Source organism: Agrococcus sp. UYP33, assembly GCF_054060915.1.
Genome location: NZ_JBSSDR010000001.1, coordinates 2,007,480 through 2,019,990, shown reverse-complemented (window position 1 = coordinate 2,019,990; position 12,511 = coordinate 2,007,480). Strand labels below are relative to the sequence as shown.

Below are 12,511 nucleotides of genomic sequence, written 5' to 3'. Positions count from 1 at the left end.
GCCTCAGTCGATCGTGACGTAGTCGGGGCCGGAGTAGCGGCCGGTGGAGAGCTTCTGGCGCTGCTGCAGCACGTCGTTGAGCAGGCTCGACGCCCCGAAGCGGAAGAGGTGCGGGTCAAGCCACGTCTCGCCGCACGTCTCGGCGACCGTGACGAGGTACTTGATGGCGTCCTTCGCGGTCGAGATGCCGCCGGCGGGCTTGACGCCGATGCGCTCCCCCGTCAGCCGCTCCCAGTCGCGCACGACCTGCAGCATGAGCAGCGTCACCGGCAGCGTCGCGGCGGGCTGCACCTTGCCGGTCGAGGTCTTGATGAAGTCGCCGCCCGCGAGGATCGAGAGCCAGGAGGCGCGGCGCACGTTGTCGTAGGTGACGAGCTCGCCGGTCTCGAGGATGACCTTGAGGTGCGCGTACGTGCCGTCGTCGCGGCGGCACGCCTCCTTCGTCAGCACGATCTCGTCGAAGACCTTGCCGTAGTTGCCCTCGAGGAAGGCACCGCGGTCGATCACCATGTCGATCTCGTCGGCGCCGGCGGCGACCGCGTCGCGGGTGTCCTGCAGCTTCACGGGCAGGCTCGCGCGGCCGGCCGGGAAGGCCGTCGCGACCGCGGCGACGTTGATGCCGTCGTCCTTGCCCGCGCTCCAGGCGGAGCCGAGCGCGTCGACCGCGTTGCCGACCATGTCGCCGTAGACGCAGACGGCCGCGGGGCGGGGCGTCGAGGGGTCGGATGCGTCGGGCACGAGCGCCTTCGCGACGAGCGAGTGCACCTTGCCGCGGGTGTCGGCGCCCTGCAGCGTCGTGAGGTCGATCATGCGGATGACGAGGTCGAGCGCCGCCCGCTTCGAGGTGGTCTTGATCGAGCGCGTGCCGAGGCCGGCGGCGCGGGCCTCGAGCCCGACGGCGTCGACGGTCGGGAGGCCCTCGAGGTGCTGCCGGAGCGCGACCTCCGAGAGGTCGCTGCCGAGCAGCTGGACGGCGCGCTCTGCGGGCGCGAGCGCTGCGCTGGGTGTGGTCACGCTGTTCCTCCTGCTCCGCCGCGGTGCGGTTCTCCGCCAGGTGTGTCGCGGCTTGCGGGTGCAGGGCAGTCTACCGGCCGAGCCCGCCCTCCCGGCGACGCTCAGGGGGTCGCGGCGGTGATGCGCTCGCGCGTCTGCTCGACGTCGCGGCCCATCTGCGCGATGAGCTGGTCGAGGCCCTCGAAGCGGTGCATCGGGCGCACGAAGTCGACGAGCTCGAGCGCGATCGGCCGGTCGTAGAGGTCGAGGTCGACGTCGAGCAGGTACGCCTCGACCGTCTTCGCGGCGACGCCGTCGAAGGTGGGATTGTCGCCGATCGAGACGGCGGCGGCGAAGGTCCCGGCGTCGACGTGCGCGAGCGCGGCGTAGACGCCGTCGGCGGGGATGAACCCCTCGACCGGGGCGCCGAGGTTCGCCGTCGGGTAGCCGAGCGAGCGGCCGCGCTGGAAGCCGCGCACGACGTCGCCGCGCAGCAGGTGGCGGCGGCCGAGCATCCCGTTCGCCTCTTCGATGCGGCCGAGGGCGAGCGCCTCCCGGATCCAGGTGCTCGAGACGCGGCGGCCGTCGGCGAAGCAGATGTCGGCGATCGACTCGACGCGCGCGCCGCGCGGCTCGGCGAGCTCGCGCAGCAGCGCGGCATCGCCCGCGCCGCGGGCGCCGAAGCGGAAGTCGTCGCCGACGAGCAGCACGCGCGCGCCGAGGCCGTCGAAGAGCACGCGCTCCGCGAACTCGCGGGCGGGCTGCGCGGCGGTCTCGGGGGTGAAGGGCACGACGACCACCCGGTCGGCGCCGGCGGCGTGGAGCAGCTCGACCTTGTGCGCGAGCGAGACGAGCGGCACCGGCGCGCGGTCCGGGCGCACCACCTCGAGCGGGTTGCGGTCGAACGTGACGACGGTGGTCGACAGCCGCTCCGCTCCCGGCTCAGCGGGCTCGGCGAGGGCGCGCAGCTGCTCGATGATGCGCTGGTGGCCGATGTGCACGCCGTCGAACTTGCCCACCGTGATGGCGGAGGGGACGGACTCGAGCTCGTCGATCCAGGCCATGCCGCTCATGCCGTCACCCGCTCGCGGCTCGCGCGCAGCCACCAGAGGCCCAGGAACGGCAGCACCGCGGGGATGAACAGGTAGCCCATCCCGAAGCGGCTCCAGACGGTGTCGTGCGCGAAGAGCTCGGGGGCGACGAGCGAGAGCGTGCCGACCACGAGCACGCCGACGAGCTCGAAGCACACGGCGGCGAGCGCGACCGTGCGAGAAGCGTCGCCCCGCATCGCGAGCGCGACGGTCGCGACGAGGTAGATCACGGCGGCGACGGCGCTCAGCGAGTACGCGAGCGGCGCCTCGTCGAAGCGCTGCACGATCTGCACGAACGAGCGCCCGGTGGCGGCCATCGCCAGCACCGCGTAGACGGCCACGAGGACCCGGCCGATGCCCGCATGCTTCCGCTCGCTCACTCGTCCGATCCTAGTCCTCGCGCGGTCGGCCGCTCGCGGGCGGCGGGCGGTCAGGCGACCTGCACGAACCAGATCTGGTGCATCCGGTAGACCATCACGGCGACCGCCAGGATGCCGACACCCACGACGAGCGTCGCCCACTCGCCCTTCTTGTCGACGAGCGCCCACAGCACCGCGGCCGGCGGGATCATGAGGGCGGTGATGAGGTATGTCCAGTACTCGAGCAGGTCGCCGGTGGGGCCGGCGCCCGCGAGCGGCGCGATGATCGACGCGACGGTCTGGACGATGAGCGTGAGCATCGCGATCGCTGCGCCGGCGAAGACCCAGTCGTTGAACGGGCGGCGCGCGAGGCCGACCACCGCGACGGCCGCGCCGATGAGCCCGAGCGCGCTCGCCTGCGCGAGCATGAGCCAGCTGATCACGCTGCGCCCCCGGTGCCGGTCGGGAAGTTCGTGACCGGCAGCAGTCGGCGGCCCGCGATGCGCGCGATGCCGACGAGCCGGTCGCCGTGCACCGCCGCGACGATGCCCGACTCCCCCTCGAGGGCGGCGGTGCGGCGGCCGTTGGCGAGGTCGGCGGCGCGCTCGGCGTCGAGCGTCGCGACCGGCAGGATGCGGGCGGCCGCCTCGGCGGGCGGCAGCAGCAGGTCGCGCGCGGCCTCGGGCAGCGCGTCGGCATCGGGCGCGCCGTCGACCGAGAACGGGCCGATGCGGGTGCGGCGGAGCGCCGACAGGTGGCCGCCGACGCCGAGCGCCGCGCCGAGGTCGCGGGCGAGCGCCCGGATGTAGGTGCCGCTCGAGCAGTCGACGACGACGTCGGCCTCGGCGATGGCGCCGGGCCGGAACGCGAGCACCTCGAACCGCGCGACGGTCACGGGTCGCGCCTTGAGCTCGACCTGCTCCCCCGCCCGCACGCGGGCGTAGGCGCGCTCGCCGTCGACCTTGATGGCGCTCACCGACGACGGCACCTGCTCGATGTCGCCCGTGAGCGCCGCCATCGGCGCGACGAGGTCGGACTCCGACAGGTGGGATGCATCCGTCGTCGCGGTGACCTCGCCCTCCGCGTCGTCGGTCGTGGTCGCGGCGCCGAGCGCGATGGTCGCCGTGTAGGTCTTGTCGAGCCCCACCATGTGCGTCAGCAGCCGCGTGGAAGGACCGACGCCGAGGATCAGCAGGCCGGTCGCCATCGGGTCGAGCGTGCCCGCGTGACCCACCTTGCGCGTGCCGAGCGCCCGTCGCGCGCGGCTCACCGCGGTGTGGCTGGTGATGCCCTGGGGCTTGTCGACGAGCAGGATGCCGTCGGGGTCTGCGGGGGCTGCTGGCACCCGTCGACCCTAGTCGCTCGTGGGCGGACGATCCTCGTCGGGGCCGCCGCCCGGGTCCTCGTCGAAGTCCTCGACGTCAGGCCACGAGGCGATGTCGACGCCGTGGTTCTCGGGCGACGCGATCGTCCACCAGCGCCCGGGCTCCTCCCGCACGATGCGGCCACCGGCCGCCACCGCTGCTGCGACACGCGCCTCGGCGTGGTCGGCGGGCACCGAGATGTCGATGTGGGTGCGGCCTCGGCCGGGCTTCGGCGGATCGAGCTCGTGCAGCCAGATGTGCGGGTTGCGCCGCTGGGGGTCGATCGCATCCTCGTCGCCGAGCAGGTCGTAGCCCATCACGGCCGCCCAGAACGGCCGCACGTCGGCGCCGCGGTCCTGCGCGACGGCGATGCCCGTGACCATGAGGGTCGAGGGGTCGGACCGGCACCCGAGCCGCCGGGCCGCCTCGGAGATGCCCTGGGCGAGGCGCGCGTCGGCCGCGCTCAGGCCGCCGTCTCGCCGCGTCGCCGTGCGGATCGTCACGCCGCGGGGCCGCAGGTCCACGTCGGGCGCGTGGCCCACCGCCGCCGCGACCTCGCCGATGGCGGTCGCGAGCTCGACCGCCTGCGCGAACGAGTCGCACGCGTAGTGGGCGTGCGCGCCCCAGAACAGCACGCGCCAGTCCTCGACGCCGGGATGCTCGTGGAAGCGCTTGGCGGTCAGCCGGGGTGCGTCGGTCATGGCGTGCCTCCTCCCCCGCACGCCGTCGCGCGGGCCTGGCGGAAGCGTAGGTCGCGCCGCCGACATCCGGCCAGCGCGGCGCGTATAGCCTGCTCGGCATGGCGATCGAGGACGGCCGGCGGCAGCCGCGGCAGCGCATCGCGGTGATCGGTGCCGGGGCGATCGGCGGCACGATCGCGGCGCGGCTGGATGCCATCGGTCACCGCGTGACCGTCACCGCGCGCGGCGAGCACCTCGCGGCCGTCCGCGAGCACGGGCTGCGACTGCAGGGTGCCTTCGGCACGCACACCGCCCGCGTCGCGGCGCTGGAGGTGCTGCAGGAGGCGCCCGACCTCGCGATCCTCGCCACCAAGGCGACCGGCGCCGCGGCCGCGATCGAGGCGAACCGCGCGCTGCTCGCCGGCGTGCCGCTGCTCGTCGTGCAGAACGGCCTCGGCGGCGAGCTCGCCGCGGCCGAGCTGCTGGGGCACGGGCGCGTCGCCGGCGGGATCGCGCTGATGGCGGCGAACTCGATGGAGCCGGGTGTCATCACGGTCACCGCGGCCGGCGACACCATCGTCGGCGGCGCCGAGGGGGCGCGATTCGCGGCGGTGCTGGACGAGGCGCTGCCCACGAGCGAGACGCCGTCGATCGAGGGCGCGCAGTGGACGAAGCTGCTCATCAACATGGTGAACGCGCTGCCCGCGATCGTCGGCCACTCGGTGCAGGACGTCATCCGCGACCCGGGGCTGCGCCGCGTGATGCTCGCCTCGATGCGGGAGACGGCGCAGATCGGCCTGGCCTCGGGCGTGCGGTTCCAGCCGCTGCAGGGGCTGACGCCGCTCATGGTGCGGGTCGTCGCCTTCGCGCCCCGGCGGATCGCCCAGCAGGTGCCGCTCCGCATCAAGGATCGACTCGGCGACGTGCCGAACCTCGGGTCGACGCAGCAGTCGATCCGGCGGCGGCAGCCGACGGAGGTCGACCACATCAACGGCGCGGTCGTCGCGGCCGCGGCGCGGCTCGGGCGAGAGGCACCGGTGAACGCGGCGCTCGTCGAGCTCGTGCACGAGGTCGAGCGCACAGGGCGGTTCCTGCCCGCGTCGGTGGTGCGGCGACTGGCGTAGCGCCGGCGTGGGCTGCTCTCGCTGGAGCTCGACCAGCAGGGGTCAGCAGGTGTCGGCGAAGACCTGCTGGGGAGACCGCCAGTCGCTGTTGTCGACGATCACGAGCGCCTTCTGGCGCGGGCGGACGGTGCGCTCGTAGTGGTCGTGCGCCTCGCGGTAGCGCCGGTGGGACTCGTGCTGCACGTCGGGGTGCGCGCCGTCACGGGCGCGCATCCGCTCGCCGCGCACGCGGTCGTCGGCCTCGAGGTAGAGCACCGCGTGCCACTTGCCGGCGAGCGCCGGGCGCTGCAGGAACACGCCGTCGACGATGAGCACCGCGTCCGGGCCCGCGGTCTGCCACTCCATCTCGACCGAGCGGTCGGCGTGCAGGTCGAACGCGCGCGTCATGAAGCCGGTCGAGCCGCCCATGCGGAACGGGTGCAGCAGCACGCGGTCGAGCAGCTCGACGTCGAAGGCGTCCTCGTAGTAGCCCTTCGGCGAGTCGCGGCCCTGCCGGTAGCGGAACGCCTGCGACCGGTGGAAGTCGTCGGCGCTCGCGCGGAACGCCTCGACGCCGGCGCGCGCGAGCGCGACCTGCAGGGCATCCGCGAACCGCGTCTTGCCGACGCCGTCGCGGCCCTCGATCGCGACGAGCCGACGGCCACGCGGATTGCGGCGCACGAGCAGCTCGGCGAGGCTCGTGTAGAGCGCCTTCTGCTCGGGCGTCCAGGACGCTGCCTTCATCAGGAGGGCGGAGTCGACCATGCCGTCAGCCTAGGCGGTCGCGCTCGTCTACCCTGGCGGGATGCTCGGGATCGCCTCCGTCGCCGCGCTCGCGGGCTGGTACCGCGACAACGCGCGCGACCTGCCGTGGCGCCGTCCCGACTTCGACGCGTGGGGCACGCTCGTGAGCGAGATCATGCTGCAGCAGACCCAGGTGTCGCGCGTGGCCGTCGAGATCGACCGCTGGCTCGAGCGCTGGCCGACGCCTGCCGACCTCGCCGACGCACCCACCCACGAGGTGCTGCGGCAATGGGGCACGCTCGGGTACCCGCGTCGGGCGCTGCGGCTGCAGGACGCTGCGCGAGCGATCGTCGAGCGGCACGGCGGCGACGTGCCGCGCGACGTGGCCGCGCTGCTCGCGCTCCCCGGCATCGGCGACTACACCGCGCGCGCGGTCGCCGTCTTCCACTTCGGCGACCGCCACCCGGTCGTCGACACGAACGTGCGCCGCGTGATCGCCCGCGCCGTGCACGGGCAGGGCGAGGCCGGCCCCGCCGCGAGGCGCGACCTCGCCGACGTCGAGGCGCTGCTGCCGGACTCCCCCGCCGACGCATCCGTCACCTCCATCGCGCTCATGGAGCTCGGCGCGCTCGTCTGCACGGCGCGCGCCCCGAGGTGCGACGCGTGCCCGATCGCCGACGCGTGCGCGTGGCGCGCGGCCGGCTACCCGGCGTACGAGGGCAGGCGCGCGCCGCGGCAGGGCACCTTCGCGGGCAGCGACCGGCAGGCGCGCGGCACGGTGCTGCGCGCCCTGCGCGCGGTCGACGTGCCCCTCGCGGAAGCCGAGCTGGCGCCCCTCTGGCCCGATGCCGCGCAGCTCGATCGCGCGCTCGCGTCGCTCGCCGCCGACGGCCTCGTCGTGCGCGCTGACGGGACGGCCCGCCTCCCGGACTGAGGGAACCTCCTCCCACCCGCGGTGCCAGGCCCGCCTGCGCACAACGCAAGCCCCCGCACGACGACCGGCGGCAGCATCCGCACCTTGCCGGATCCGCCGCCCGATGTCGCCTGCGGGCTTGCGTTGTGCGAGAGCGGGGCGGGGCGGGGCGGGGCGGGCCGTCAGACTGCCCCACTAGGTTGTGCGCATGCCGGCACGACATGCGCGTCTGACCGAGGCGAGCGACGAGCTCGCCGCCGCCCTCGCCGCGATCCGCGCGGAGCTGGGCCTGACCGCCGAGTTCCCGCCCGAGGCCGAGGCAGAGGCGGCAGCGCTCGCCGCGGACCCGCCGCTGCCGGAGGCCGACCAGACGGGCGTCGCGTTCGTCACGATCGACCCCGAGGGCTCGACCGACCTCGACCAGGCGCTCCACCTCGAGCGCGACGGCGACGGCGTCGTCGTGCGCTACGCGATCGCCGACGTGCCCGCGTTCGTGGCGCCGGGCGGCGCCATCGACGTCGAGGCGCGCCGCCGGGGCCAGACGATGTACGCGCCGGACGGCCGGGTGCCGCTGCACCCGCCGGTCGTGAGCGAGGGCGTCGCGAGCCTCCTCGCCGGCCAGGTGCGGGGCGCCTACGTCTGGACCATGCGGCTGGATGCGCGCGGCGACGTGGTCGCGACCAGGCTCGAGCGCGCGCGGGTGCGCTCCCGCGAGCAGCTGACCTACGCCGAGGCGCAGCAGCGCATCGACGCCGGCGACGCCATGCTGGGGCTGCTGCGGGAGGTCGGCGAGCTGCGGATCGCGCTCGAGGCCGAGCGAGGCGGCGCGAGCCTCGACATGCCAGAGGAGCAGGTCGTGCGCGAGGGCGACGGGTACCGCATCGAGCGGCGCGAGCTGCTGCCGGTCGAGCGCTGGAACGCGCAGCTGTCGCTCATGACCGGCATGGAGGCCGCGAACCTGCAGCTGCGCGCGAAGCGCGGCATCCTCCGCACGATGCCGACGCCGCCGGCCGCCGACGTCGAGCGCTTCCGCACGGAGGTGCGCGCGATCGGCGAGGAGTGGGCCGACGGCGAGCACTACGGCGCGTTCCTGCGGCGCCTCGACCGCTCGCAGCCGACGACGCTCGCGATCCTGCAGGCGGCGCGGCGGCTCTTCCGCGGCGCCGCGTACACCGTGCTGGACGACGCGTCCGAGGCGTCGGGGCTCGAGCAGGCGGCCATCGGTGCGCCGTACGCGCACGTGACCGCGCCGCTGCGGCGGCTCGTCGACCGCTACGCGCTCGCCCACTGCGAGTCGATCGCGAACGACCGCGAGATCCCCGCGTGGGCCGGCGAGGGGCTCGAGGGGCTGCCCGGCATCATGCAGGCGTCGGCACAGACGGCATCGAGGCTCGAGCGGGAGTCGATCGACGTCGTGGAGATCGCGGTGCTGCGGTCGCGCATCGGCGACGCGTTCGACGCGGTCGTCGTGGACTCCCGGAAGGACGGGTCGACGATCCAGCTGCTCGACCCGCCGACCGAGGCGGCGTGCGACACGGACGCCGAGCCGGGCACGCGCATCCGCGTGCGGCTGACGGACGCGGACCTCGCCGAGCGGCTGCTGCGCTTCGCCGAGGTCCGCTGAGCCGTCAGTCCTCGTCGTCGATCTCGCGCGGCTTCTTGTAGGGGTCGGCGTCGCCGGCGTACTGCGCGGCGGCGGCCGCCTCCTGCGCGGCGCGGTCGCGCACGCGCGCCTCGTCGAGCAGGTGCTCGATCGACGCGGCGTTCTCGGGCAGCGCGTCGAGGAAGAACTCGATCGACGGCGTCAGCCGCAGCGTCAGGCCCTTGCCGATCTCGCGGCGCACGACGCCCTTCGCGCTCGTGAGCGCCCTCGCGGTCTCCTCGCGCTCCTCATCGGTGCCGTAGACCGTGTAGAAGATCGAGGCGTGCTGGAGGTCGCCCGTCATCCGCACCGCCGTGATCGTCACGAAGCCGAGCCGCGGGTCGCGCACCTCGTGCTCGAGCGCGCGCACGGTGATCTCGTGGATGCGGTCGGCGATCTTCCTCGCCCTGGGGTTCTCTGCCATGTGGTTCCTCCGGTCCTAGAGACAGGTGTGGGGCGACCGCAGTCGCCCCACACCCGATTGCGCGTCAGACGCGCGGCTTCTCCACCATCTCGGTGGTCTCGATCTCGTCGCCGATCTGCAGATCGTTGAACTTGCCGAGGCCGATGCCGCACTCGAAGTCCGTGCGGACCTCGGTGACGTCGTCCTTGAAGCGGCGCAGCGACTCGATGGCGAGGCCATCGGCCAGCACGACGCCGTCGCGGATGACGCGAGCCTTGGCGTTGCGGGTGATCGTCCCCGAGCGCACGATGCAGCCGGCGATGTTGCCGAACTTGGACGAGCGGAACACCTCGCGGATCTCCGCCACGCCCGACTGCTTCTCCTCGAACTCCGGCTTGAGCATGCCCTTCAGCGAGTTCTCCACGTCCTCGATGGCCGCGTAGATCACGTTGTAGAAGCGGATGTCGACGCCCTCGCGGGCGGCGCGCTCTCGAGCCTTCGGGTCGGGGCGCACGTTGAAGCCGATGATGACGGCCGAGTCGACCGTCGCCAGGTTCACGTCCGACTCGGTGACGCCACCGACGCCGCGGTGGATGATCCGCAGGTCGACGGTGTCGTCGATCTCGATCTTCATGAGCGACTCCTCGAGCGCCTCGACGGCACCCGACACGTCGCCCTTGATGATGAGGTTGAGCGTCTCGACCTTGCCCTGCTCCAGCGCCAGCTTGAAGTCCTCGAGCGACAGGCGCTTGCGGGCCTTCGCCAGCTGCGCGTTGCGCTCCACGGCCTCGCGCTTCTCAGCGATCTGGCGCGCGGTGCGGTCCTCCTCGGTGACGATGAAGCTGTCGCCGGCGCGCGGGACGCTCGAGAGGCCCTGCACCTGGACGGGCATCGACGGGCCGGCCTCCTGGACCAGCTCGCCGCGGTCGTCGACCATCGCACGGACGCGGCCGTAGGCCGTGCCCGCGACGATCGCGTCGCCGACGCGCAGCGTGCCCGACTGGATGAGCACGGTCGCCACGGCGCCGCGGCCCTTGTCGAGCCTCGCCTCGATCGCGACGCCGCGAGCCTCCTTGTTGGGGTTGGCCCGCAGGTCGAGACCTGCGTCCGCGGTGAGCAGCACGGCCTCGAGGAGCTCCTCGATGCCCGTGCGGGCGAGCGCGGAGACGTCGACGAACATCGTGTCGCCGCCGTACTCCTCGGTGACGAGGCCGTACTCGGTGAGCTGCTGGCGCACCTTGGCGGGGTTCGCCCCCTCCTTGTCGACCTTGTTGACCGCGACCACGATCGGCACGTTGGCCGCCTGCGCGTGGTTCAGCGCCTCGATGGTCTGCGGCATGATGCCGTCGTCCGCCGCGACCACCAGGATCGCGATGTCGGTCACCTGCGCACCGCGGGCACGCATGGCGGTGAACGCCTCGTGACCCGGGGTGTCGATGAAGGTGATCGCGCGGTCCTCGCCCTCGTGCTCCTTCCAGACCTGGTAGGCGCCGATGTGCTGCGTGATGCCGCCGGCCTCGCCGTCGATGACGTTCGCGTCGCGGATGGCGTCGAGCAGGCGCGTCTTGCCGTGGTCGACGTGACCCATGACCGTGACGACGGGCGAGCGGTAGACGAGGTCCTCGTCGGTCTCGTCCTCGAGCTCCTGCTCGAGGTCGATGTCGAAGCCCTCCAGGAGCTCCTTGTCCTCGTCCTCGGGGCTGACGATCTGGATGCGGTAGCCGAGCTCCGCTCCGAGCAGCTCGAAGGTGGCCTCGTCGAGCGACTCCGTCGCCGTCGCCATCTCACCGAGGTGGAACAGCACGGTCACGAGGTCACCGGGGCTCGCGTCGATCTTCTCGGCGAAGTCCGCGATCGATGCGCCGCGGCGCATGCGGATGACCGTGGTGCCGTCGCCGCGACGGACCTTGACGCCGCCGATCGAGGGCGCCTCGCGCATCTCGAACTCGAGCCGCTTCGTGCGCTTCGACTTGCGGGACTTGCCCTTCGCGCCGCCCTTGCCGAACGCGCCGGCCGTGCCGCCGCGACCGCGGCCGCCACCACCGGGACGACCCGCGAACGCGGGACCGCCGCGGCCCGGAGCACCGGGACCGGGAGCGCCGGCGCCGGGGCGCTGGAAGCCGCCGCCGGGGCGACCGCCGGCTCCGGGTCGGCCGGGACCGCCGGTGCGCGGGGCGCCGGGACGCGGAGCGCCGGGACGCGGTGCGCCCGGGCGGGGAGCGCCGGGGCGCGGAGCCACGGGACGCGGCCCGCCGGGGCCCGCCTTGCTCGTGAACGGGTTGTTGCCGACGCGCGGCCGGCCCATGCCCTGCGCGGACGCGAACGGGTTGTTGCCCGGACGCGGTGCGCCGGGGCGGCCCATCGGGCGGGGGATGCTGCTGCCGCTGTCGCCATCACCCTGCTGCGCGGGCGCGGCGGGTGCGGGCGATGCGGGTGCGGGCGATGCCGGCGCAGGGGTCTGCGCGGCCGGAGCCGGCGCAGCCTTCGGTGCGGGCGTCGCGGCAGGCGCCGCGGTGGGTGCGGGTGCCGGTGCGGCCTGCGGGGCCGCGGGAGCCGCAGCCTTCGGGGTCGCGGCGGGGGCAGCCGCTGCGGGCGTGGCCGATGCCGGCTTCGCCGACGGGGCGGCCTTGGCCGGTGCCTTCGGGGCCGCGGCCGCAGGTGCGCTCGCGCTCTCGGACGCCAGGGCGGCCTTCAGCTTGCGGGCGACCGGGGGGGCGATCGCCGAGGCGGGTCCCTTGACGAACTCGCCCATCTCCTTGAGCTTGGCCATCGCGACCTTGCTCTCGACGCCGAGCTCGGCGGCGATCTCGTGCACGCGTGGGTTTGCCACGTTCTCTCCTGTCCTGGTCCGCCCAGGACAGGGCGGACTCAATTGCTGACGGGTCTCATTTCGAGCTGCTCATCAGTTGTCCATGTGCTTTTCATTCCTTCGGTCGGGGCTCGGGTCGAGCCCGTCCTGGGCCCATCGTGCGATGGGTGACGTGTCCAGGCGCTGGCGCAGCGCTCGCGGGATCGCGCGGACCGCGCGTTCCACGCACTGCTGCGTCGGATGCACCCACGCCCCTCGGCCGGGAAGCCGTCGATCGGGATCGACGACCGCCGCTCCGCCTGCGCCCACGATCCGCACGAGATGTGCGGGTTCAGTGCGCGCGCGACAGCCGAGGCACGTACGGATGCTCATCAGTCTAGCGCAGACACGCCCGGGACGCAGGTGGGCGT

General features: G+C 73.8%; 13 protein-coding genes. 3 read left to right on the top strand and 10 right to left on the bottom strand.

Annotation, left to right across the window (positions count from 1 at the left end):
• Positions 1–3: 3 nt before the first annotated feature.
• The 6 genes from deoC to ACVWW9_RS09860 form a co-directional block, all read right to left on the bottom strand.
• Complete coding sequence (gene deoC, locus ACVWW9_RS09885) at positions 4–1,014, bottom strand: deoxyribose-phosphate aldolase (protein WP_123697496.1); 1,011 nt, start codon at positions 1,012–1,014, stop codon at positions 4–6.
• Between the two features lie 101 nt (positions 1,015–1,115).
• Complete coding sequence (locus ACVWW9_RS09880) at positions 1,116–2,066, bottom strand: bifunctional riboflavin kinase/FAD synthetase (protein WP_456515344.1); 951 nt, start codon at positions 2,064–2,066, stop codon at positions 1,116–1,118.
• On the bottom strand, positions 2,063–2,401 hold the full coding sequence (locus ACVWW9_RS09875) for a hypothetical protein (RefSeq protein ID WP_456515420.1): 339 nt from the start codon (positions 2,399–2,401) through the stop codon (positions 2,063–2,065). The genes ACVWW9_RS09880 and ACVWW9_RS09875 overlap by 4 nt, the downstream gene beginning before the upstream one ends.
• A 113-nt stretch (positions 2,402–2,514) precedes the next feature.
• Positions 2,515–2,886 (bottom strand): hypothetical protein, encoded by a 372-nt coding sequence (locus ACVWW9_RS09870; protein WP_354255268.1) that lies wholly within the window; start codon positions 2,884–2,886, stop codon positions 2,515–2,517.
• On the bottom strand, positions 2,883–3,788 hold the full coding sequence (gene truB / locus ACVWW9_RS09865; protein ID WP_456515343.1) for a tRNA pseudouridine(55) synthase TruB: 906 nt from the start codon (positions 3,786–3,788) through the stop codon (positions 2,883–2,885). The genes ACVWW9_RS09870 and truB overlap by 4 nt, the downstream gene beginning before the upstream one ends.
• A 9-nt stretch (positions 3,789–3,797) precedes the next feature.
• Positions 3,798–4,508 carry a 4a-hydroxytetrahydrobiopterin dehydratase gene (locus tag ACVWW9_RS09860; RefSeq protein ID WP_456515342.1) on the bottom strand — a complete coding sequence of 237 codons (711 nt, stop codon included), beginning with the start codon at positions 4,506–4,508 and terminating at the stop codon, positions 3,798–3,800.
• 98 nt (positions 4,509–4,606) lie between these two features.
• On the opposite strand from ACVWW9_RS09860, the gene ACVWW9_RS09855 reads away from it, so the two are divergent.
• Positions 4,607–5,611: a ketopantoate reductase family protein gene (locus tag ACVWW9_RS09855; protein WP_456515341.1), complete on the top strand. Its 1,005-nt coding sequence runs from the start codon at positions 4,607–4,609 to the stop codon at positions 5,609–5,611.
• Between the two features lie 42 nt (positions 5,612–5,653).
• Here the strand turns inward: ACVWW9_RS09855 and ACVWW9_RS09850 are convergent, their stop codons facing one another.
• The gene (locus tag ACVWW9_RS09850) at positions 5,654–6,355 is read right to left on the bottom strand and encodes a uridine kinase (protein ID WP_456515340.1); all 702 of its coding nucleotides are present in this window, start codon (positions 6,353–6,355) and stop codon (positions 5,654–5,656) included.
• Between the two features lie 40 nt (positions 6,356–6,395).
• On the opposite strand from ACVWW9_RS09850, the gene ACVWW9_RS09845 reads away from it, so the two are divergent.
• A complete protein-coding gene (locus ACVWW9_RS09845) occupies positions 6,396–7,268 on the top strand; it encodes an A/G-specific adenine glycosylase (RefSeq protein ID WP_456515339.1) in 873 nt (290 codons plus the stop codon).
• A gap of 187 nt (positions 7,269–7,455) precedes the next feature.
• Positions 7,456–8,871, top strand: coding sequence for an RNB domain-containing ribonuclease (locus ACVWW9_RS09840; protein WP_456515338.1), 1,416 nt, complete (start codon positions 7,456–7,458; stop codon positions 8,869–8,871).
• Between the two features lie 4 nt (positions 8,872–8,875).
• Here ACVWW9_RS09840 and rbfA read toward each other — a convergent pair whose 3' ends face one another.
• From rbfA to ACVWW9_RS09825, 3 genes are all read right to left on the bottom strand, one after another.
• A complete protein-coding gene (gene rbfA / locus ACVWW9_RS09835) occupies positions 8,876–9,313 on the bottom strand; it encodes a 30S ribosome-binding factor RbfA (RefSeq protein WP_123697488.1) in 438 nt (145 codons plus the stop codon).
• A 64-nt stretch (positions 9,314–9,377) separates the two neighbouring features.
• Positions 9,378–12,122: a translation initiation factor IF-2 gene (gene infB / locus ACVWW9_RS09830; RefSeq protein ID WP_456515337.1), complete on the bottom strand. Its 2,745-nt coding sequence runs from the start codon at positions 12,120–12,122 to the stop codon at positions 9,378–9,380.
• A gap of 72 nt (positions 12,123–12,194) precedes the next feature.
• A complete protein-coding gene (locus ACVWW9_RS09825) occupies positions 12,195–12,473 on the bottom strand; it encodes a YlxR family protein (RefSeq protein ID WP_354255288.1) in 279 nt (92 codons plus the stop codon).
• Positions 12,474–12,511: the final 38 nt, after the last annotated feature.